This window comes from Paenibacillus sp. 01T443 (assembly GCF_056398325.1).
Genome location: NZ_JBFTPE010000008.1, coordinates 55,076 through 76,598 on the forward strand (window position 1 = coordinate 55,076; position 21,523 = coordinate 76,598).

Genomic DNA, 21,523 nt, shown 5'->3' on the forward strand with positions numbered 1-21,523 from the left:
GTTTGGCGTTACAGATTACTGATAGTGAACAATGGTTCCTGGCGATAAATTAGGATTCAGATAATCGTGCAAGTTGCATTCTATCAAACGTACAATTTTCCCCATTCCCGGTGCTACGGGCATGACCTGCATTTTCACTCCGTTAGACCAAACCTCTTGCAGGCTCTCCATTTCATCATTAAAGCCCTCCAGCACCAGCTCTAGAGGCATATTCGTATACAACGTCATTGAAGAGTCACCTCGATTTTGGCGCTTTTAGAAGCTTCAATACGTCGGTTTAATTCCTTGAGCGCTTCGCCTAATCCGCCAACCGCATCGATACGGCCATGCTTGACCGCATCTGCGCCAATGACCGTTGTTCCAATGTCGCGTGTCAGCTCACCAGTCTTGAACATGAGTTCTTTAAATATATGCTCTGTGACGTTAGAATGCGAAGTCACGAAACGTACAACACGCTCCTGCATTTTATCTAAATACTCAAAGGTTTGGGGAACTCCGATAACTAATCCGTTTAACCGAATTGGATGGATGGTCATCGTCGCTGTTTCTGCAATAAATGACATATCGCCTGCTACTGCAATGGGAACGCCGATTGAATGTCCGCCGCCAAGTACAAGGGTAACGGTCGGTTTAGTTAAGGATGAAATCATTTCAGCAATGGCCAGCCCTGCTTCCACATCGCCGCCTACCGTGTTAAGTACGATGAATATGCCTTCGATTTTATGATTTTGTTCTGCTGCAACTAATTGTGGAATAAGATGCTCATACTTGGTCGTTTTATTTTGCGGCGGCAAAACAAGATGACCTTCCACCTGACCAATAATAGTCATGCAAAATATATTTGATTCTGTCATTGCCGGCGTAGCTGTCTGCCCCAGCTGCTGTATCGTCTCGACGACAGCATTCGCCTTTTTTTTCTCATCCATATTTGGATCGGGTTGCTCCGATGTTAAGTCCATCTGTGACTGCCAATTCATGTACAATCCCCCTCTTATGATATCGCTCGTCATAGTATGGGGTCTGGCGTCAAATTTATTCCGGATAAGGTCATGAAACGACATGTATGCAAAAAAAGAGAATCGCTTGCGTCCGCCGCGGCAATTGCGGAATGGACAAGCGATCCTCTTCAGAAATGATATGTCGATTTATACTTCCATAATAATTGGCAAAATCATCGGACGGCGGCGAGTCTGCTCGTACAAAAAGCGGCCAAGCGCATCTTTCACGTTCGTTTTGAGTGATGCCCATTCATTTACTTTATCATTCATTAAGCGAGTTAATGTCGATGTAACGATACGGTTAGCTTCATCCAGAAGACCTTCGGATTCACGAACATATACGAAACCGCGGGATATAATATCCGGACCAGACAGGATTGCACCGTCTTGTTTGCTTAATGTAACCACAACGACCAAGATACCATCCTGCGATAACAGCTTACGATCACGCAATACGATGTTACCAACATCCCCAACGCCTAAACCATCAATAAGAACATTTCCTGCTTGTACTTTTGAGCCTTTGCGACCGTTTCCGTTTTGGAATTCAACTGTATCTCCGTTATCAATAACGAAAATATTCTCGCGTTCGATCCCAATAGCTTCTCCGAGTTTCGCATGCTGGCGAAGCATACGGTATTCTCCGTGAATAGGAATGAAGTATTTAGGCTTAATCAGGTTAAGCATAAGCTTCAGTTCTTCTTGGCTTCCGTGACCTGAAACGTGAACGCCGGAAACCGATCCATTGCCGTAAATAACGTTTGCGCCTAATCGGAATAATTCATCGACTGTACGACCAACATAACGTTCGTTACCTGGAATTGGCGTTGCAGCGATGATAACGGTATCACCTGGCAGGATGTCTACCTTACGATGCGTTGAACGTGCCATGCGAGTAAGTGCAGACATCGGCTCGCCTTGACTGCCTGTACACAAAATAACGACACGATCTGCAGCTAATTTGTTAACTTCTTCCGGTTCAATGATCATGCCTTCTGGAATATTCAAGTAGCCAAGGTCTGAAGCGATTCCAACGACATTTACCATACTCCGTCCGACTACGGCAATCTTACGGCGGGTAGCAATGGCTGCATTAATGATTTGTTGAATCCGGTGAACGTTGGAAGCGAATGTCGCAACAACAACGCGCTGTGATGATTTACGGAAAATATCTTCCAAATTGTCGCCAACTTGTGCTTCCGACGGCGTGTAGCCTGGACGCTCTGCGTTCGTACTGTCTGAAAGAAGTGCCAAAACGCCGCGTTTTCCAATTTCAGCGATGCGCTGCAAATCAGCGAATTGCTCATTTACCGGAGTATGGTCAAATTTAAAGTCACCTGTATGGACAACAGTACCTTCTGGTGTATCCAAGCTAACGCCTACGGAATCCGGAATACTGTGGTTAGTTCTAAAGAAAGAAGCACGGATCGTGCCTAATTGAATTTCGCTGTCTGCGTTTATGAGAATACGCTTAGTTTCTCCCAGCAAACCCGCTTCCTTCAATTTCCCCTCAATAAGTCCAAGTGTAAGTTTTGTTGCATATAATGGAACATTTAGGCTTTTTAGTACGTACGGCAATCCGCCAATATGATCTTCATGTCCATGCGTGATAATAATACCGCGAACTTTGTCGCGATTTTCTGTTAAGTACGAAATATCTGGAATTACGATATCAATTCCGAGCATGTCCTCTTCTGGAAACTTCAAGCCCGAATCGACAACAACGATATCATTGTTATACTGGATGACATACATATTTTTACCGATCTCGCCTACTCCGCCTAGTGCAAAAATGAGCAGTTTATCCTGGTTGTTCTTCTTAGACAAGTGTATCTTTCCTCCTTAAAATTTTGCGAAGCAGCTGTTGCTTCGTAAGCATTCTGTTAAATTTTTCGAAGCATAATGGCTTCTAAAGCATCTAATTATTTTTGCGAAGCTAGAATGGCCTCGTAAGTATTGTCTTCATATGGAAACGCAAATTTGATTTTGTACTGATCCATAGGTGTTGTGAAGCCGAGTTTGAAGATACCTATGCATTTGTTTCGTCAGATGCCGCTCTGACGTTAAGTTCATTTCCAAATATTTGCCGCACCCAATCACTTGAAATCATTATACATGAAGAAAAAGCTGGAATACAAGTGAAACACGATAAAGCTATTAACCAATATGCTTCCCAAAAAAATAAAACCGATGCTGGACGCACCGGTTGCAATAAACGATAACGTTTATTTATACCAATAAATTGCGTAGGAATGCGGCTTCTGCCTCGTTTACAGTAACAAGTGGCAGTCTTACTCCGCCCACAGAAATACCTTTCAAGCCTAAAGCAAATTTTACTGCAACAGGGTTGGGTACAGGATGAGGGCAATAAAACAAACCCTTGAAAACCGGATGTAAAAGACCGTTTATACGAGCAGCTTCCTGCACATTTCCACTCAGGTATGCATCGATTAGATCTTTCATCTGTGCGCCGACAATATGACTGGCAACACTGATAATGCCATATCCGCCAACTGCTAACGATGGCAATGTCGCGCTATCGTCACCGCTATAAAGCTTGAAGCCCGCAGGAGCGCCGCTAATAATTTGTGTTAGTTGATCTAAATTAGCGCAATCTTTAGTAGCGACAATATTGTCAATTTGTGCTAAGCGAAGCGTCGTCTCGGCGGATAGATTCACACCCGTACGTCCTTCTACATTATACAAAATGATCGGTAGCGCCGTTACTTCCGCAATTGCCTTAAAATGCTGAAAAAGTCCTTCTTGGTTAGGACGGTTATAATAAGGTGCGACAAGCAAAATACCGTCAACTCCAGCTGCTTCCGCATCTTTTGTCAAATGGATGGAATGGGCCGTATTGTTGCTTCCCGTACCAGCAATAATTTTGCAACGACCATTCGCATGCTTGACAGCAAATCGAAACAGTTCAAGCTTCTCTTCATCGGACAGCGTCGGCGATTCACCAGTAGTACCTGAAACGACAAGACTATCGCTTTGCTGCTCCTCAATTAAATAATCGATCAATCGGCCTGTCGTTTGCCAATCAATATGACCATCCGCATCGAATGGGGTTACCATTGCGGTAATTAATCTTCCAAATTCCATCTGAATTCCTCCCAAAAGTGTTGCTCTCTATCGATGAAGCTCGAACTTCGCGTGGAGAGAACGAAGAGCCTCAGCCATATCCGCTTCACGTACGAGCACCCATATCGTTGTATTAGAATCGGCAGACTGCATGATAGAAATCCCTTGTTCCGTCAGCGCTTCCACGATACGCGCCATAACGCCCGGCTCTCCATTCATACCTCCGCCAATTACGGAAACTTTTGCACAGCCATAAATTGCCGAAGGGGAAAAGCCAGCCTCCTGCAATACTTCGACTGCGCGTGTTGCATCATGATCAAATACCGTATAAATTGCGCCGCTAGGCGTTACATTAATAAAATCGACGCTTATATGATGTTTTGCCATCGATTGAAAAACCTGCAGCTGCACATCGTTTCGGCCTTCGATAGCTTTCACTGAAATCTGAGTAATACCGGAAACATGTGCGATTCCCGTGACATGCCGATCCTTTACCGAAAGCTCTGCTTTCAGCTCCGCAGAATCGGTTACCAGCGTCCCTGTTTCATTTGAAAAAGTAGAACGAACCCTCAGCGGTATGCGAGCCTGTTGAGCAATCTCTACAGCACGAGGATGTATAACCTTAGCTCCCTGCCTAGCCATATTACATATTTCCGCATAACTGACAACAGGCAGTGGTTTTGCCTCCTCCACGATGCGAGGATCTGCCGTTAATATTCCATTTACGTCTGTATAAATATCAACCATTTCTGCTCGCACCGCAGCACCTATTGCTGTTGCTGAAGTATCGCTGCCTCCGCGTCCAAGCGTGGTGGTGTCGCCATGTACCGTGCTTCCTTGAAAGCCAGTTACGATAACGACCGTTCCTGCACGCAAATGAGTGAGTATCTTATCTGGCCGAATTTCTTTTATTCTGGCATGCCCATATTGTTCGTCAGTCATCATGCCCGCCTGTCCGCCGGTTAAGACAACGGAAGAAATACCGTTTGCGATGAGTAAACTGCATAAAGCGGCTGCGGAAATAATTTCTCCGCAGCCTAACAGCATATCCCGCTCACGAGCCGGCAGACTGTTACCGTTGTCTCGAATAACCTGCAATAATGTATCCGTAGCGTAAGGATCCCCTTTACGCCCCATAGCAGATACGACAACGACAACAGCAAAGCCATTACTGCGTTCTCTGGTAATGTGATGGATAACGTGTTCTCTGGCGCGATCGGTTGATAAAGAGGTGCCCCCGAATTTTTGAATCAGGATGCGCATATTATGATCCTCCGTAATCGATCCCAGGAAGAAGCAAACGGCTACCCTTAACTTAATACATTAACCTTTTGCGATATGTTCAGCGATTTGAACGGCATTCCATGCAGCGCCTTTGAGCAGGTTATCGGATACGATMCACATATTAAGTCCGCGATCAGAACCTAGATCGCGTCTCAAGCGGCCAACGAATACATCCGGCTTACCGGCAGCATCGGTCGCAAGCGGGTATTGCTGGTTAGCAGGATCATCTACGAGTGTTATACCCGGTGCATCTGCTAACAGCTGCTTAACCTCTTCCAAATCGTAGTCGTTTTTGAGCTCAACATATAGAGATTCCGAGTGACCGTATACGACAGGAATACGAACGCAAGTGGCTGTAACCTGGATAGATTCGTCACCCATTATTTTTTTCGTTTCACGTACCATTTTCATTTCTTCCAACGTATAGCCGTTATCTTGGAATTTATCGATTTGAGGAATCGCATTAAAAGCAATTTGATGCTTTACTGGCAAAGCGCCAACAGGCAAAATAGCCGGGTTAACCTCTTCACCATTAAGTGCTGCTTGGGTTTGACGCAGCATTTCATCGATTGCACGGCTGCCAGCTCCGGAAACAGCTTGATAGGTTGAAACGATAATACGAGAAATGCCATAACGATCTTGAAGCGGCTTAAGCGCAGCTACCATTTGGATAGTCGAACAATTCGGATTAGCGATTATGCCCTTATGCTCGCTAACCTTCTCGATATTAACCTCAGGAACCACAAGCGGAGTGTTCTCGTCCATGCGGTATGCATTTGTATTATCGATGCATACTGCGCCATGCTCAACAGCATGTGGAGCTAGTGCCTTTGTAACGTCGCCGCCAGCACTGAACAAAGCAATTTCTATACCTTTAAAGCTCTCCGGTGTCGCTTCTTCAACCGTTAACTCTTGGCCTTTAAACGTAATTTTTGTGCCTGCTGAACGAGCAGACGATAATAGCTTAAGCTCTTTAATCGGGAAGTTTCTGGATTCAAGTAGTTTTAGTATTTGTTCTCCTACTGCGCCTGTTGCCCCTACTACTGCAACATTAAACAATTTCTGATTCGACATTTGCTGCCGTCTCCCCCTCTATCCATGTGTCATTAGTGACGTTCGACAAGCAGAGGCTGCAGCTGTTTGCCCTGTAAGGCAGCTTCGCATGCTTCCAAGACCAAATCCATTCTGGCAACAAGCGAATTAGGCTTCTGCACGGGGTTATCTTGGCCGAACGGAACAAAATAAATATGTTTAGCCACTAGTAGCTTCGCTATATTAGCGGCATTCAAACCAAGTCCATCATTAGTGGAAATGGCAAGCACCAGCGGCCGTCCATTGCGCATTTGTGCTTTGGCAGCCATAAGCACTGCGCTATCCGTTATTGCATTTGCTAATCTGCTTGTTGTGTTGCCTGTGCAAGGTGCGATGACGAGAACGTCAAGCAGTTTAGAAGGCCCTAGCGGCTCTGCCTGCACAATCGTTGATATAATCTCATTTCCAGTAATTTCTTTAAGCTGCGTTTGCCAATCTTCGGACTTTCCGAATCTGGTGTCCGTTGTCATAATCGTATTCGAGACGATCGGCACGACATTCGCACCTGCATCGACGAACCGTTTAATTTCCGGCATAACTTCAGCAAACGTACAATGTGAGCCCGATAAAGCATAACCCACCGTTATTCCAGTCCAATTCATATCCCATTCCCCCGCTTAATCGTATCGTCCAAAATCAACTGTGATAAGCAATCCGCTATGATACGTCCAGCTGTTTTCGGTGCGACGATACCGGGAAGTCCGGGTGCGAGCAGCGCCTTGATTCCGCGTTTCTCAGCAAAGCGGAAATCTGTGCCGCCTGGCTTCGAAGCGAGGTCAATTATTACGGCTCGCGAAGGTAAATTTGCGATAATTTGTGCTGTGACTATCATAGTCGGAATTGTATTAAAAAGCAAGTCAATATTGCTTACATGATGCAACAAACCACTGATGTAGAAAGGCTCAAACCCCATTTCTGAAGCTCTCGCAAAGTGCTCAGAACGACGTACTCCGACCTTGACTTTAGACCCTAAACCTTGAAGAGTTCGAGCCATTGTAAAGCCGGTTCTACCGAAGCCAAGCACCATAGAAGAGGAACCGTGAATCGTGATATCCGTATTCTGAATCGCCATCATCAGTGCGCCTTCTGCTGTCGGTATGGAATTGTATATCGCAACATCATCACGGTCAAACAGTTCAACTAATGATAAGGAATATTTCTCGCATAGCTGGCGTAAATAAGGTTTTGCCATCCCTGTATAAACCGTACAATGCTTTGGCAATTTTGAAAAATGATTATCTGTCACTTGCATCTGGCGGTCACTAAAAACAGCGTGAATTACACCTTGATCATCTGTACCTACTGCAGGCAAAAGCAGCGCGTCGACAGATTCAAACAATTGTTCCTCAAATTCCGCATGTACTGCTCCGTCAAGCGATGAATGCAAGCCATCAAAGCCTGATACGGTGACGGAAGCATCAAGCTCTGTCAGCTTGCGTATCACCTCAAGCTGCCTTGCATCACCGCCAAGCAAAAGCACTTGGACGCCTGTAAGCATTAAGCTTCACTCCTTTCTTGCTAATAGCTTTAGATCATCTTATGCTTGCGCCCAGAGCGGGGTGAAAAAGAAAAAAAAAGATCGGGCCATTGGCCCGATCTTTTTGAATGCTTATCATATTATAGGGATTCCCCGATTAAAGACCAGTATGGCCAAAGCCGCCAGCGCCGCGCACCGTTTCAGGCAAATCCTCAGCTTCAGTTATAATAACTGCTGGAACTAGTTGAAATACCATTTGAGCGATCCGCTCACCACGCGTGATGGTAAATGGCTGCTGGCCTAGATTAATAAGCAGCACTTTCACCTCGCCGCGGTAATCCGCGTCAATCGTTCCCGGAGAATTCAAGCATGTAATTCCATGCTTATATGCAAGACCGCTTCGCGGTCTAATTTGTGCTTCAAGCTCTCCAGGCATCGCCATAGCAAAGCCTGTAGGAATAAGCTGGCGTTCGCCCGGCTGCAGGATTACAGCTTCTCCAACGGCAGCCTGCAGATCAAAGCCAGCAGCCCATTCTGACATTTTTTTTGGCACCGCGATGTCTTCATTGCCTTCTAGCCTTTTAAACAGTACTTGATACAAATTGATTCCTCCCAAGTTGCGCTGCTGCTTTATCATTCGAGCCAACCATAGCAACGGAGAAAGGCACAGACAGCATACGTTTTGTAACCTCGACCACATCAGCCATATCCACCGAGTCGATTCGCTTCAATAGCTCGTCGAGCGTGTAATGTTGACCAAGCATGAGCTCATTTTTACCTAAGCGGTTCATTCTGCTGCTGGTGCTCTCCAAACTTAAAATCAAGCTACCCTTCAGCTGCTCCTTGCCCCGGTGTAATTCATCTTCTCCTAAGCCTTTGACAGACAGCTCGTTCAACTGTTCCATCGTCAAATCCAGTACCTCTTTGGTCTGCTTCGGTGCCGTTCCTGCATAAAGGGTAAACAACCCTGTATCCGCGTAGGAAGTATGATAAGAATAGACAGAATAAGCGAGTCCGCGCTTCTCTCTGATTTCTTGGAAGAGTCTGGAGCTCATTCCTCCCCCCAAAGCATTGTTGAGTAGTATCATGGCATACAAATGAGAATCTGTAATGGAGCAGCCCGGGAAGGAAATACATAAATGATTCTGTTCCGTTTTCTTTTTGTAGAACAAGTAATCACCGTGGAATGCTGGAGCCGTTACGATCGCTGACGCTGGCTTGCTATTTTTGAAGCTTCCAAAATGCTTCTCCATCAGAGCGAGCAGACTCTGCTCCTCCACGTTGCCTGCAACGCTGATTACTACATTCTCAAGCGTATACGTATCATTCATATATCCGCGAAGCGTATCGGAAGTCATAGCCGTTAAACGTTCCTCTAGACCCAAGATCGAATAAGCTAGCGGGTGATCGCCAAAGGCAGCTCGCGAGGCTTCGTCATGCACTTTATCATCGGGTGTGTCTTCGTACATGGAGATTTCCTCAAGAATAACGTTTTTTTCCTTAGCAAGTTCTTCGGGATCTAACTGGGAATTAAAAAACATATCCGAAAGCGCGTCTACTGCAAGCGGCAAATGCTCATCAAGCACTTTAGCAAAATAACACGTATATTCCTTAGAAGTAAACGCATTAACGTTCCCGCCAATGCCGTCAAATAAATCAGCAATATCCTTTGACGTACGGCTTTCTGTACCTTTAAACAACATATGTTCAATAAAATGGGAGATGCCGTTATTTTCAGGTGTCTCATTCCGGGAACCCGTTTTTACCCATATCCCAAATGACACGGATCTTACCGTCGGTATGTATTCGACAACAACACGTAATCCGTTACTAAGCGTGTATTTGTTCATCATTCGTCCTCCTTATGTGTTGTTTGGCAAAAAGGACCTTACGGACATTTTCCCGGCGTTTCGCCTCACAAAACTAATTTCTTATGCATGTGCCTATAAACATGAATGTTTTTACTATAGCAGAATCAGTCTGCTCGCTCAACAGCAGCCGTAAGACGCTTAGAAGAAAGCGTCTCACTTACCGTGCCAATGGCATATCCCTTCTCTTTGGCCGTTGCAATAATGCCTGCAAGCGCATCACGCGTGGATGATGTTGGATGCATTAAAATTAGGGAGCCAGGCTCAAGCTTCTGTGCTATTTTACGAACAATGGTGTCGGCAGGCGGTTTTTGCCAATCAATCGTATCGATTGTCCACAGCACTGTTTTCAAACCCATCTCCTCGGCGATTTGAACAGTTGCTTCATTAAAAGCTCCTGATGGAGGAGCAAACCATCTGTTATTCACGTTTAGAGAAGATTTTAAAAGCGCTTCTGTCTTCGCGATTTGGTTATACTGCGCCTGTCTGTTTAACGCACTCATATCAGGATGCGTATAGGCGTGATTTGACATCTCATGTCCATCAGCCTGTATGCGTTTCGCAATCTCTGCGTTTTTATTAAGCCAACTACCGTCAAGGAAAAAAGTAGCCTTTACCTTTTCTCTTTTAAGTGTTTTTAAAATAGAATCGATGTATTCATTACCCCAGGCCACATTAATCATAAGGGAAATCATTTTTTTATTCGGATTTCCGCGATAGATCGGATGCGGTCCAAGGTCGTTAAGCTTAATTTCAGGCTCCACCTCTTTAAATATGTATGAAATCGATTCTGACGGCGGAGCCAGCAAAGCTGCATCCAACGTTTTTTCTACATCAACTACCAAGCCGTTATACCCAGGGATCGCTCGCCACACACGATCTATCCTCGCATTTACAGGAAGGATGTTGCGCTTCTCGGCTTCAGCATTGATGAGCGAAAGCAGTCTTTCACGCTCTGGCTGTGAATCCGATAATTGCGCAGATGCCGTTTTTACTTCTCTATATTTCAATGAAGCAAGAAATTGTGAGACATCATCATTCATGCTTACGAACGCCAGCACCATGAGCATGCTTGCCGCAATAATCGCTGCTTTTCTTACCATCATAACTTCCACTCCCATTGTCGTCCTCGTATGCCTACTAAGCTTGACCTTATTCCAGCATGTTAATTCATATGTATGAAATGTTGGACGAGATTATGCAAGCAAATAGCGATGAAGGAAATGGAGTACGGTCATAAATAAAGCAAAAAAGAGCCAGATCAAATCTGTCTCTTTTCTTCTCTTGTAGCTATTGCCGTTTAAGCTTATCAAGGCTCATCACGATTATTGCGAGGAAACCTCAGGTGTCATCAATACTTTTGCAGACAAATTAATACGGCCTTGTTGATCAATTTCAGTTACTTTAACCTTAATTTGATCACCGATGTTCACGACATCTTCCGTCTTGGCAACACGTTCAGTCGATAGCTGGGAAATATGGACAAGTCCATCTTTATTCGGTAAAATCTCAACGAAAGCACCGAACTTCTCCACGCGCTTAACCGTACCTACGTAAATTTCGCCAACAACAACTTCCTTCACAATGCCTTCGATAATCGATTTAGCCTTCTGGTTCATCTCTTCATTAGAAGAAGCAATGAATACCATTCCGTCTTGCTCAATATCGATTTTAACGCCTGTTTCTTCAATAATTTTATTGATGATTTTTCCGCCGGCGCCAATAACATCACGGATTTTATCCGGATTAATACGCAGCGTCAAAATCTTAGGCGCATATTTGGATAAGCTTGTTCTAGTAGTCGGAAGGCTCTCAAGCATTTTACCAAGAATGAAAATACGTCCTTGACGGGCTTGTTCTAAAGATTGCTCCAAAATCGCACGGTTAATGCCGGCAATTTTGATATCCATTTGAATAGCCGTTACGCCTTCAGCTGTACCTGCAACCTTGAAGTCCATATCCCCAAGATGGTCTTCCATCCCTTGGATATCCGAAAGAATTGCGAAATGATCGCCGTCTTTGATAAGACCCATTGCGATACCTGCAACAGGGGCTTTAATTGGTACACCTGCATCCATCATCGCCAGCGTGCTTGCGCAAATACTTGCTTGTGAAGATGAACCGTTCGATTCAAGAACTTCAGATACGAGACGAATTGTATATGGGAACTCTGCTTCAGACGGAATAACTTTCGAAAGCGCACGTTCACCAAGCGCACCGTGACCAATTTCGCGGCGACCCGGCGGACGAAGCGGACGAGCTTCACCAACGCTAAATGGCGGGAAATTATAGTGATGCATAAAACGTTTCGTTTCTTCAGGTGAGATACCATCTAAGATTTGAACGTCACCCATTGCTCCGAGCGTACAAATGCTCAGCGCTTGCGTTTGTCCGCGAGTGAACAGTCCCGTTCCGTGCGTACGCGGTAAAATCGCAACATCACAGTCAATTGGACGAATTTCATCAAGCGAACGACCATCTGGACGAACCTTGTCATGAGAAATAAGGCGACGAACCTCTTCTTTCACGATGTCATAAAGGACTTCCTTTACATCGGATAGAAGTTCAGGGGTATCGATATATTGCTCTTCAAAATGTGCAACTGCCGCGCTATTAACCGCATCAATTGCATCTTGACGAGCATGCTTCTCTTCGACTTTAATCGCTTCAACTAAACCAGCGGAAGCATAAGCACGAACATCTGCATTGACTTGTTCATTTACGGTATGTAGCTTAACTTCCATTTTCGGCTTGCCGGCTACTGCCTGCAGCTCTTCAATTTTCGCGACGATTTTTTTGATTTCATCATGACCGAACATAATCGCTTCAAGCATTACTGCCTCTGAAACCTCGTTCGCTTCGGCTTCCACCATCATGATTGCATCTTTTGTTCCGGCTACTACGACAAAAATGTCCGTTTCCTGACTTTGCTCAACTGTTGGATTAATAACGAATTGACCATTCACGCGGCCAACGTTAACGCCGCCAATCGGACCGTCAAACGGGACATCGGAAATGGACAAAGCAGCAGATGTTCCGATCATTGCCGCAATTTCAGGGGAACAATCCTGATCTACGCTCATTACGATGTTCATAACCTGTACATCGTTCCGGAAACCTTCCGGAAACAACGGACGAATAGGCCTATCCGTAAGTCGGCTGGACAAAATCGCCTTCTCGCTTGGACGGCCTTCACGTTTGATAAATCCGCCAGGAATTTTACCGACAGCATACAAACGCTCTTCATAGTTAACGGTCAGTGGAAAGAAATCCAAATCTTTCGGGCCTGATGATGCTGTAACCGTACACAATACTACAGTATCGCCATATTGCACGGTTACTGCAGCATTCGCTTGCTTAGCAAGACGGCCTGTTTCGATGGATAGCGGTCTTCCGCCAACTTCCATCTCGATTCGTTGTACCATTATATCCCTCCTATAGGTTTTATATTTTTAGTATATTTCGTCGCAAAAGGCAGTTTTTTCCGAGGGTTTCCCTATTACAAAAAGCAACCCGAATCCGCTCATCCGATATTCCCGGACGGCTGGACAACCAGGTTGCTTTTCATTACGCATGTTTTAGCGGCGTAGGCCGAGTTTTTCGATCAATGCGCTGTAACGTCTAACATCATTGTTTTTAAGGTATGCAAGCAGCTTACGGCGCTGACCTACCATCTTGAGCAAACCACGACGGGAATGATGATCTTTCTTGTGCTCCCGCAAATGTTGAGTCAAGTTAACGATGTTTTCAGTCAGGATAGCCACTTGAACCTCCGGAGAACCGGTATCAGTTGCATGTGTCTTATGCGTCTCAATCAGTTCGTTTTTACGTACTTGTGTAATTGCCATCCTAATTCACCTCCTTCTTGATAATCGCCATTAGCCACGAAGCCGTCGGTGAGAACGGGCATCCAAGCTAAGGTTAAGTTAATGGATCAATCATGCAAGATGCATGACTACTCACAACGTTGTATAGTATAACACATATGTTGGACAAATGTCGAGAAGCATATCTTTTGACATTTGGATCGTTAATTATAACCGAGTATTTCCTTCGCTTGCCTTGAATCAGTTCCGATTTGCTCGATTAACTCCGTAATAGAATCGAACTTCTTCTCAGAGCGGATAAACGAAAGAAATTGCAAACGCAATTGCTCGCCGTATATATCGGAATCAAAATCGAACAAATGAGCCTCCATAACCGGAAGCAGCTCATGCTTATTAAAAGTTGGCTTTAAGCCAAAATTCATTACGCCTGGGTATGCTTTATCACCGATCCAAGCCGTTATCGCGTAAACGCCCAATCTTGGTGTTATGTATGGACCGTTTATTTGTAGGTTTGCAGTCGGAAAACCGATAGTTCGTCCTCTTTTGTCTCCGTGAACGACGCTGCCTGTCACTTCATACGGACGTCCTAGCAGTAGTTCAGCCAATTCGATGTCGCCTTGCTCAAGCGCTTCTCGGATATAAGTGCTGCTGACCTTAATACCGTTCTCGAACAGAGGCTCTATTACATGTACGGAAATATCGGGATGACCTAGCCGCTTTAATGCTTCCGAGTTGCCTAAGCCTTTATGACCAAAATTAAAGTCAAAGCCGACAACCACATTTTTAGCACGCAGCGTACGCAGCACCTCATCAACAAATCGCTCAGGAGATACTAAAGCAAACTCAGGATCGAATTTCATTATGAAAACAAGATCTACTCCAAGCTCAGCGAATAATGCTGTCTTGATATCCAGAGGCGTAAGACAACGATAGTATTGCTCTCCTTGTCCGAGCACTTCCTTTGGATGCGGATCAAAAGTAAAAACCGCCGATAGCATATCGGAGCCTTTTGCCTCATTAACGGCTTGGCGAATGACGTTTTGGTGACCGCGATGGACACCATCAAAATGACCGATTGCTATGGAAAGCGGTTTGTCCAGCGATAACGTGGACAAACCGTTTAAAGGAAAACTTAATGGGATAATTTCCAACGCTGAAACACCTGCATTTCCTTTTAACTTTCTACATCGATATGCTATGCTGAAAAAACCTTAATCGGCTTGAGTACGGCCGATCTCAGGTCTATCTGAAAAATACCGAGAAACGAGCTATGATCGTTATAAAGACGAATAAGCTGTTCATCTTGAATAGCGGCAGGATTAATGTCCGAGTGAGTGAGACTGACCTTTTGTCCCATTAGAGCAAGTTTACCTATGGATTCAGGCACGACTGTGCGCTCCAAATGGGTTATGGCTTCATCTGCGGCAATTAAATGTCCGCTTAATTCACCGGATTGCTGCAACTCCTCGATTTGCTCAAGCGTCAAGCAGCTTTCCTTCGTAATGCCTCCTGACATCGTTCTCGTCAGTTGAGCCATTGCTGCAGGTACTCCCAGGGTTTTGCCGATGTCAACACAAAGTGTTCGGATATATGTACCTTTAGAGCATACGACGGAGAATGTAATTCTAGGCTGATCAAGCTCCAGCTGCGCGTCCAGAAGTTCAATTTGATGAATCGTTACTTTCCGCGATTTTCGCTCGACCGTCTTACCTTCTCTTGCAAGCTCATACAACCGTTTGCCATCAATTTTGACTGCGGAATACATGGGGGGAACCTGTTCGATCTCACCAGTAAAACGAGCCAAAGCACGGCGAACCTCATCTTCCGATACCGATATCACTTCCTGGCGCTCAGTCACTGTTCCGGTTAAGTCTTCCGTATCCGTGGCTATACCAAGCTGTAAAACCGCTTCATAAGATTTAGGCCTTTCTTGCACATATTCAACAACTCTCGTTGCACGCCCGAGACATAGAGGCAATACACCTGTCACCATAGGATCAAGCGTTCCTGCATGTCCAATCCGCTTCATTTTTAGCAATCGGCGAACCTTAGCGACCACATCGTGAGAAGTCCAGCCCTCAGGCTTCCAAACTGCCAAAATGCCGTCCATCGTTTAAACCAACGCCTTTCTGACTGCTTCCACTAAAACAGTAATAGAACCCGTTAATGGACCTTCAAGTCGACAGCCCGCAGCCCGCACATGCCCGCCGCCGCCAAATGCTTGCGCAATAGCAGCAACATTTGCTTTCCCAGCGGAGCGTAAGCTTGCTTTAACTGCACCGTCTTCTGTTTCTTTAAATAAAATACCGACCTCAACCCCATCAACATTAAGGGCATAATTCACGATACCTTCTAGATCTTCAGGCACAGCACCCGTATTGCGTAAATCGTCCTTCCCGATATAAACCCACCCAATCTCCAGGTTATCCGTAAAGGTCAGTCGGTTCAACGCAATTTGGAGAAGCTTTAGCTTTGCCATCGTCATTTTTTCAAGCAGATGATCGGCCAGTTCATTACCTAATACTCCAAGTGCAAGCAGCTGCGATGCAATTTGCATGACGCGAGGACTCGTATTGGAATACCGAAAGCCACCTGTATCGGTTAATAATCCAGTATAAATGGCCGTTGCGCATGCCAAATCGCAAGAAATTCCCGCTCGTTCAATTAAATCAAACAAGATTTCTACGGTAGCTGCAGCCTCTGCCCGAATCATATTCACGGTTCCAAATCCATTATTAGTTGGATGATGGTCGATATTAAGCAGCTTTGCATCTGGTGCAAAGCTGCTTGATACCTCACCAATTCGTTTGAAATCCGCACAATCAATCGATATAATCGCATCGAATTTCCGATCTGGTACTGCTTGCTTATAGCTGATAATCGAATCGAATTGATCTAAAAAATTCAGTCTTGACGGGAGCTCGCTTTCATTGACCAGAACAAAGGATTTACCCAACTTCTGAAGAAGCCAACCTACGACGACAGTTGAGCTAATTGCATCACCGTCTGGCTGTACATGGGATACGACCAAAAAATCATCATAAGTCCTCATGAATGCTAAAGCATCATCCAGCTGCTTCAAATAGCTGCCTTGTTCCATCATCGAGCTGAGTTCCCGCTATTAATGTTTTCAAGCAAAGCCTCGATACGGCTGCCATACTCAATACTGCTGTCAAACTTGAACAGCAATACTGGAGTGTGGCGTAGGCGCATACGCTTGCCGAGCTCGGTGCGGATGAATCCTGTACCGCTCGCGAGAGCTTTAAGCGTAGCTTCCTTCTGCTCTTCGCTGCCTAGCACGCTTAGAAATACTTTAGCTTGCGAAAGATCGCTCGATGTTTCAACACCAGTAACGGTGATAAAACCGATTCTCGGATCTTTAAGCTCTGTCTGTATAATTTGGCTCAGCTCTTTCTTAATTTGCTCGCCGACCCGTCCTACCCGGATTTTCGCCATACTATACTCACCTCTCTACTGTTTCCATGACAAACGCTTCAATCGTGTCACCTTCACGAACATCGTTATAACGATCAAGCGTTATACCGCACTCGTAGCCTTGTGCAACCTCTTTGGCATCATCTTTGAAACGCTTAAGGGATTCAATTTTACCCGTGAATACAACAATGCCGCCGCGAATCAGACGCGCTTCTGCTGAACGAGTGATTTTACCGGATGTAATCATACAACCTGCAATTGCGCCAACCTTTGTAACTTTAAATACGTTACGAACTTCTGCGTGACCAATAACAACCTCTTTGTAGATCGGATCAAGCATACCTTTCATGGCTTGCTCAATTTCATCGATTACATTGTAAATGACGCGGTGCATACGCACATCGACTTTTTCTTGTGCAATCGTTGCTTCCGCTTGTGGATCAGGTCTAACGTTAAACCCGATTACGATCGCATTGGAAGCTGAAGCTAGGATGATATCTGATTCAGTGATCGCGCCAACACCGCTGTGGATGATTTTTACGCGTACGCCTTCGATATCAATTTTAGCAAGCGAGCCTTTTAGTGCTTCTGAAGAACCTTGAACGTCTGATTTAATAATTACGTTCAGGTCTTTAATTTCACCATCTTTGATATGGTTATACAGATCATCAAGCGTTACGCGTGTATTGGCACCCATATCCGATTGACGCTGTTTAATGGAACGACGGTCAGCAATATCACGGGCTTTACGCTCATCTTCAAACACCATGAACGGATCTCCGGCTTGCGGAACTTCAGTTAAACCAGTAATTTCTACAGGAGTCGAAGGACCGACTTCTTTTAAACGGCGGCCTTTATCATTGACCATAGCTCTGATACGTCCGAAACAGTTACCAGCAACGAAAGCATCACCGATTTTCAAAGTACCGTGTTGAACGAGAATACGGGCAACCGGACCTTTACCTTTATCTAGCTCAGCTTCAATTACTGTTGCGCGAGCACGCTTGTTCGGATTGGCTTTGTAATCATTTACTTCTGCAACAAGCAAGATCATTTCAAGAAGGCCTTCAAGACCAATTCTTTGTTTAGCGGAAACCTCGACGAAAATCGTATCGCCGCCCCACTCTTCCGGAACGAGCTCATATTCAGTCATTTCTTGTTTGATTTTCTCAGTGTTCGCATCCGGCTTGTCAATTTTGTTAACAGCAACGATGATTGGGACGCCTGCCGCTTTAGCATGGTTAATCGCTTCGACAGTTTGAGGCATGATGCCGTCATCAGCCGCTACCACGATAATCGTAATATCCGTAACCTGTGCACCACGAGCACGCATAAGCGTAAACGCTTCGTGACCCGGTGTATCGAGGAAAGTGATTTTTTTATGGTTAATTTCAACTTGGTAAGCACCGATATGCTGCGTGATTCCGCCAGCTTCTCCGCCTGTTACGTTTGTTTTACGAATCGCATCAAGCAAAGTTGTTTTACCATGGTCAACGTGACCCATAATCGTAACAACTGGAGGACGTGATACCAGATTCTCGTCTTCGTCTGTTTCTTCAACTGTCTCGAAGGAATCTTCCTCTACAGGAATTTTCACTTCAACCTCAACGCCGTAATCAGTAGCGATTAGATGAATCGCATCCATGTCGATTTCTTGGTTAATTGTTGCCATCACGCCTAGGAAAATCAGTTTTTTGATAACTTCTGATGCATCCTTATGCAGCAATTTTGCCAACTCGCCAACGGTCATTGTTCCGCGAACGATAATTTTCTTAGGTGTATTGTCAATTTTCTCGCGTGGCGGTTGCTGTTGGAACTTACCGCCGCGACCTTTTTGGCCTCCACGGTTATTGTTCCCTCTAAAACCACCTGGTTTGCCATCTTCAAATCTTTTTTGACCAGGTCTTGCATTTCTATTGTCATTGCCGCGTGCTTGACCTTGTGCCGGTTTGGAGTCAAAACGGCTTTGGCCGGATGAAGCAGGACGGCTAGTTGCATCTTGACGCGGAGCGCTTGGACGGCTTGCTGTATTCCCTTGACCGCCTTGCGCCGGACGGTTTTGCCCAGATGATGCTGGACGATTCCCTTGTCCGCCTTGACCTTGGCTTGGGCGGCTCGAACCTGCACCGGATTGCGCCGGGCGGCTTCCTTGTCCGCCTTGGCCTTGGCTTGGACGGCTGGAATTGTTGTTCCCTTGTGATGGACGGTTGTTGCTGGATGATTGCGCTGGACGACTGGTTTGCTGTCCTGCTGGTCTTTGTTCGGACTGCTGTTGGTTGGTTTGTGGTTTCGTATTAATAGAATTCATAGGCCCCTGTCTGTCTTGATTAGAATTTTTTACTTCTTGTACTACTGGCTGCGGTTTTCGTTCCTGCTGCTGCGGCTGCTGCGATTGCGGCTTGTTTACAGCAGGCTGTGCGGAGGAAACAGACACATTTGTTGTTTCCTGTGCTCGTTTAACGGCAGCATTTTGTTTAATGTTGCGAAAGAAACCTTCGACTTTATTCACCATTTCATTTTCCATAACACTCATATGGTTATTAACCGGCAGATCAAGTCGTTTTAGTATCGTTATAATTTCTTTGCTGCTCATATTAAGTGACTTGGCATACTCGTAAACACGCAGCTTATCTTTATTATCCTTGCTGTCTTGTTTATTGTCCAATATGATCCACCTCCGTATTATGGCTCAGATGACTCGCAATCATTTTTCCGAACTTCATATCGGTTACCGCAAGCACAACCCGTTCTGGCTTACCTATCGCCTTTCCTAGTTGCTCACGGTCGAATGCTTCGGCGAGTTGTATTCCGTAGGTGTTGCATTTGTCACGAAACTTTTTCTTCGTATTTTCTGAAGCATCTCCTGCAATTATAACGAGATGCACCTGTTTATTTCTTACAGCTTTGAGTACGATTTCGTCGCCTGTAATCAGCTTTCCCGCACGCATAGCCATGCCAAGCTGTGATAAGCTCTTATTCTGCTTCATCGCTTATCAGCTCCTTATTCGCGATAAACTGCTCCTCTACCGCTACAAAATCCTGTGCAAGCTGATCGTAAATATGCTCGCCAACATGCTGCTTCAGCGCTCGATCAAGCGCTTTGGATTTTTTCGCTAGTTTAAAGCAGCTCACTTTTCCGCATAAATACGCACCGCGGCCTGCCTTTTTGCCTGTCAGGTCAATCTGCACCTCTTCGGCCGGTGTCCGCACAATCCGAATGAGTTCCTTCTTCGGCTTCATGTCCTGACAAGCGACGCATTTGCGAAGCGGTACTTTTCTCGGTCTCATTGTACACCCCTCCTCTGCCAGCTGAATTGACGCTTATAACTATTGAGACAGCTTAATCGATGGAAACCGAATCCTGATGCATAACCGTAGTCAAGGATTTCGGACGGCCATACTCCTGCTCTGCTTGCGTCTCACTCTTAATATCAATTTTCCAGCCAGTAAGCTTGGCAGCAAGCCTCGCATTCTGTCCTTTAATACCGATAGCAAGAGATAACTGATAGTCAGGCACAATAACACGAGCCATTTTCTCCTGTTCGAACACAATAACCTCAAGCACCTTTGACGGGCTGAGTGCATTCGCAACATATTCGTCCACGCTTTCAGACCAACGAACGATATCGATTTTCTCACCTTTAAGCTCGTTTACGATCGTCTGAACGCGCAGTCCTTTTTGACCAACGCAAGAACCCACTGGATCTACCTCAGTATTACGGGAATGGACCGCAATTTTGGAGCGGAAGCCTGCTTCGCGGGCAACCGAACGAATTTCAACAACACCGTCATAGATTTCAGGCACTTCAAGCTCGAATAGACGCTTAAGCAATCCTGGGTGCGTACGGGATAATATAATTTGAGGACCTTTAGTCGTATTTTCCACTTTTGTGATATATGACTTCACACGATCGCCGTGTTTGAACTTATCTGTAGGCATAAGTTCTGTCAATGGCAATACAGCCTCGACCTTACCAAGATCCACAAATAGATTGCGGACGTCTTGACGCTGTACGATACCGTTTACGATGTCTTCCTCTTTATCGATAAAAGCGTTATAGATCAGTCCGCGTTCCGCTTCACGAATGCGCTGCGTAACCACTTGCTTCGCTGTTTGAGCGGCAATGCGTCCAAAGTCACGAGGCGTAACTTCAATATCAGCGATATCATCAAGTTGATAGTGGGGATTGATTTCACGAGATGCCTCAACCGTAATCTCAAGACGCGGATCAAGAACCTCGTCAACGACCGTTTTACGGGCATATACTTTTATGACGCCAGTATGACGGTTGATATCAACTCGCACGTTTTGTGCCGTATTAAAATTTCTTTTGTAGCTAGAGATCAGCGCCGCCTCAATGGCTTCCAGGAGTACGTCCTTCGTAATCCCTTTGTCTCTTTCTATTTCCTGTAATGCTTCAATAAAATCCATGCTCATTGGACTGGATTTCCCCCTTT

Annotated in this window: 21 protein-coding genes; all 21 read right to left on the reverse strand. The window is 45.3% G+C overall.

Annotated elements, in window-relative coordinates:
• Positions 1-15 precede the first annotated feature (15 nt).
• The 21 genes from AC1DLI_RS13960 to nusA all read right to left on the reverse strand — a co-directional run bounded on the left by AC1DLI_RS13960 (position 16) and on the right by nusA (position 21,503).
• A complete protein-coding gene (locus AC1DLI_RS13960; protein ID WP_308994505.1) occupies positions 16-228 on the reverse strand; it encodes a YlzJ-like family protein in 213 nt (70 codons plus the stop codon).
• Complete coding sequence (locus AC1DLI_RS13965; protein WP_477605008.1) at positions 225-926, reverse strand: ClpP family protease; 702 nt, start codon at positions 924-926, stop codon at positions 225-227. Before AC1DLI_RS13965 ends, AC1DLI_RS13960 begins: the two co-directional genes overlap by 4 nt.
• A gap of 219 nt (positions 927-1,145) precedes the next feature.
• Positions 1,146-2,825, reverse strand: coding sequence for a ribonuclease J (locus AC1DLI_RS13970; protein WP_308994507.1), 1,680 nt, complete (start codon positions 2,823-2,825; stop codon positions 1,146-1,148).
• A gap of 402 nt (positions 2,826-3,227) precedes the next feature.
• Positions 3,228-4,103 carry a 4-hydroxy-tetrahydrodipicolinate synthase gene (dapA, locus tag AC1DLI_RS13975; protein ID WP_477603514.1) on the reverse strand — a complete coding sequence of 292 codons (876 nt, stop codon included), beginning with the start codon at positions 4,101-4,103 and terminating at the stop codon, positions 3,228-3,230.
• A 27-nt stretch (positions 4,104-4,130) separates the two neighbouring features.
• Positions 4,131-5,345, reverse strand: a complete 1,215-nt coding sequence (dapG, locus tag AC1DLI_RS13980) for an aspartate kinase (protein ID WP_477603516.1) — start codon at positions 5,343-5,345, stop codon at positions 4,131-4,133.
• Between the two features lie 60 nt (positions 5,346-5,405).
• Positions 5,406-6,440, reverse strand: coding sequence for an aspartate-semialdehyde dehydrogenase (asd, locus tag AC1DLI_RS13985; protein ID WP_477603517.1), 1,035 nt, complete (start codon positions 6,438-6,440; stop codon positions 5,406-5,408).
• Positions 6,441-6,472: 32 nt separating this feature from the next.
• Positions 6,473-7,060 (reverse strand): dipicolinate synthase subunit B, encoded by a 588-nt coding sequence (locus tag AC1DLI_RS13990; protein ID WP_477603519.1) that lies wholly within the window; start codon positions 7,058-7,060, stop codon positions 6,473-6,475.
• Positions 7,057-7,956 (reverse strand): dipicolinate synthase subunit DpsA, encoded by a 900-nt coding sequence (gene dpsA / locus AC1DLI_RS13995; RefSeq protein WP_477603521.1) that lies wholly within the window; start codon positions 7,954-7,956, stop codon positions 7,057-7,059. The genes AC1DLI_RS13990 and dpsA overlap by 4 nt, the downstream gene beginning before the upstream one ends.
• A gap of 136 nt (positions 7,957-8,092) precedes the next feature.
• Positions 8,093-8,536: a dUTP diphosphatase gene (gene dut, locus AC1DLI_RS14000; RefSeq protein ID WP_477603523.1), complete on the reverse strand. Its 444-nt coding sequence runs from the start codon at positions 8,534-8,536 to the stop codon at positions 8,093-8,095.
• Positions 8,517-9,785: a M16 family metallopeptidase gene (locus AC1DLI_RS14005; RefSeq protein WP_477603525.1), complete on the reverse strand. Its 1,269-nt coding sequence runs from the start codon at positions 9,783-9,785 to the stop codon at positions 8,517-8,519. Before AC1DLI_RS14005 ends, dut begins: the two co-directional genes overlap by 20 nt.
• Positions 9,786-9,910: 125 nt before the next feature.
• Positions 9,911-10,909, reverse strand: coding sequence for a polysaccharide deacetylase family protein (locus AC1DLI_RS14010; RefSeq protein WP_477603527.1), 999 nt, complete (start codon positions 10,907-10,909; stop codon positions 9,911-9,913).
• Between the two features lie 219 nt (positions 10,910-11,128).
• Positions 11,129-13,228 (reverse strand): polyribonucleotide nucleotidyltransferase, encoded by a 2,100-nt coding sequence (gene pnp, locus AC1DLI_RS14015; RefSeq protein WP_477603529.1) that lies wholly within the window; start codon positions 13,226-13,228, stop codon positions 11,129-11,131.
• 153 nt (positions 13,229-13,381) lie between these two features.
• The gene (rpsO, locus tag AC1DLI_RS14020; RefSeq protein WP_053375765.1) at positions 13,382-13,651 is read right to left on the reverse strand and encodes a 30S ribosomal protein S15; all 270 of its coding nucleotides are present in this window, start codon (positions 13,649-13,651) and stop codon (positions 13,382-13,384) included.
• A 182-nt stretch (positions 13,652-13,833) separates the two neighbouring features.
• Positions 13,834-14,781, reverse strand: a complete 948-nt coding sequence (locus AC1DLI_RS14025; RefSeq protein WP_477603531.1) for a bifunctional riboflavin kinase/FAD synthetase — start codon at positions 14,779-14,781, stop codon at positions 13,834-13,836.
• Between the two features lie 44 nt (positions 14,782-14,825).
• Positions 14,826-15,740 (reverse strand): tRNA pseudouridine(55) synthase TruB, encoded by a 915-nt coding sequence (truB, locus tag AC1DLI_RS14030; protein WP_477603533.1) that lies wholly within the window; start codon positions 15,738-15,740, stop codon positions 14,826-14,828.
• A gap of 3 nt (positions 15,741-15,743) precedes the next feature.
• Positions 15,744-16,733, reverse strand: a complete 990-nt coding sequence (locus AC1DLI_RS14035; RefSeq protein ID WP_477603535.1) for a DHH family phosphoesterase — start codon at positions 16,731-16,733, stop codon at positions 15,744-15,746.
• On the reverse strand, positions 16,730-17,086 hold the full coding sequence (gene rbfA / locus AC1DLI_RS14040; RefSeq protein ID WP_308994519.1) for a 30S ribosome-binding factor RbfA: 357 nt from the start codon (positions 17,084-17,086) through the stop codon (positions 16,730-16,732). Before rbfA ends, AC1DLI_RS14035 begins: the two co-directional genes overlap by 4 nt.
• A 7-nt stretch (positions 17,087-17,093) precedes the next feature.
• The gene (gene infB / locus AC1DLI_RS14045) at positions 17,094-19,658 is read right to left on the reverse strand and encodes a translation initiation factor IF-2 (RefSeq protein WP_477605010.1); all 2,565 of its coding nucleotides are present in this window, start codon (positions 19,656-19,658) and stop codon (positions 17,094-17,096) included.
• Positions 19,659-19,719: 61 nt separating this feature from the next.
• Complete coding sequence (locus tag AC1DLI_RS14050; RefSeq protein ID WP_308994521.1) at positions 19,720-20,052, reverse strand: L7Ae/L30e/S12e/Gadd45 family ribosomal protein; 333 nt, start codon at positions 20,050-20,052, stop codon at positions 19,720-19,722.
• Entirely contained in the window at positions 20,039-20,353 is a 315-nt protein-coding gene (gene rnpM, locus AC1DLI_RS14055) for an RNase P modulator RnpM (protein WP_308994522.1), read from the reverse strand. Before rnpM ends, AC1DLI_RS14050 begins: the two co-directional genes overlap by 14 nt.
• Positions 20,354-20,405: 52 nt before the next feature.
• Positions 20,406-21,503 (reverse strand): transcription termination factor NusA, encoded by a 1,098-nt coding sequence (gene nusA, locus AC1DLI_RS14060; protein ID WP_141500740.1) that lies wholly within the window; start codon positions 21,501-21,503, stop codon positions 20,406-20,408.
• Positions 21,504-21,523: the final 20 nt, after the last annotated feature.

Excerpts from the sequence above, each read along its gene's own strand:
- infB (WP_477605010.1), bottom strand. The coding sequence starts at position 19,658 with ATGAGCAGCAAAGAAATTATAACGATACTAAAACGACTTGATCTGCCG.
- dapA (WP_477603514.1), bottom strand. The coding sequence starts at position 4,103 with ATGGAATTTGGAAGATTAATTACCGCAATGGTAACCCCATTCGATGCG.
- pnp (WP_477603529.1), bottom strand. The coding sequence starts at position 13,228 with ATGGTACAACGAATCGAGATGGAAGTTGGCGGAAGACCGCTATCCATC.
- dapG (WP_477603516.1), bottom strand. The coding sequence starts at position 5,345 with ATGCGCATCCTGATTCAAAAATTCGGGGGCACCTCTTTATCAACCGAT.
- rnpM (WP_308994522.1), bottom strand. The coding sequence starts at position 20,353 with ATGAGACCGAGAAAAGTACCGCTTCGCAAATGCGTCGCTTGTCAGGAC.
- AC1DLI_RS14005 (WP_477603525.1), bottom strand. The coding sequence starts at position 9,785 with ATGAACAAATACACGCTTAGTAACGGATTACGTGTTGTTGTCGAATAC.
- nusA (WP_141500740.1), bottom strand. The coding sequence starts at position 21,503 with ATGAGCATGGATTTTATTGAAGCATTACAGGAAATAGAAAGAGACAAA.
- AC1DLI_RS13960 (WP_308994505.1), bottom strand. The coding sequence starts at position 228 with ATGACGTTGTATACGAATATGCCTCTAGAGCTGGTGCTGGAGGGCTTT.
- AC1DLI_RS13990 (WP_477603519.1), bottom strand. The coding sequence starts at position 7,060 with ATGAATTGGACTGGAATAACGGTGGGTTATGCTTTATCGGGCTCACAT.
- AC1DLI_RS13965 (WP_477605008.1), bottom strand. The coding sequence starts at position 926 with ATGGATGAGAAAAAAAAGGCGAATGCTGTCGTCGAGACGATACAGCAG.
- rbfA (WP_308994519.1), bottom strand. The coding sequence starts at position 17,086 with ATGGCGAAAATCCGGGTAGGACGGGTCGGCGAGCAAATTAAGAAAGAG.
- AC1DLI_RS14010 (WP_477603527.1), bottom strand. The coding sequence starts at position 10,909 with ATGATGGTAAGAAAAGCAGCGATTATTGCGGCAAGCATGCTCATGGTG.
- rpsO (WP_053375765.1), bottom strand. The coding sequence starts at position 13,651 with ATGGCAATTACACAAGTACGTAAAAACGAACTGATTGAGACGCATAAG.
- AC1DLI_RS14035 (WP_477603535.1), bottom strand. The coding sequence starts at position 16,733 with ATGATGGAACAAGGCAGCTATTTGAAGCAGCTGGATGATGCTTTAGCA.
- dpsA (WP_477603521.1), bottom strand. The coding sequence starts at position 7,956 with ATGCTTACAGGCGTCCAAGTGCTTTTGCTTGGCGGTGATGCAAGGCAG.
- AC1DLI_RS14050 (WP_308994521.1), bottom strand. The coding sequence starts at position 20,052 with ATGAAGCAGAATAAGAGCTTATCACAGCTTGGCATGGCTATGCGTGCG.
- truB (WP_477603533.1), bottom strand. The coding sequence starts at position 15,740 with ATGGACGGCATTTTGGCAGTTTGGAAGCCTGAGGGCTGGACTTCTCAC.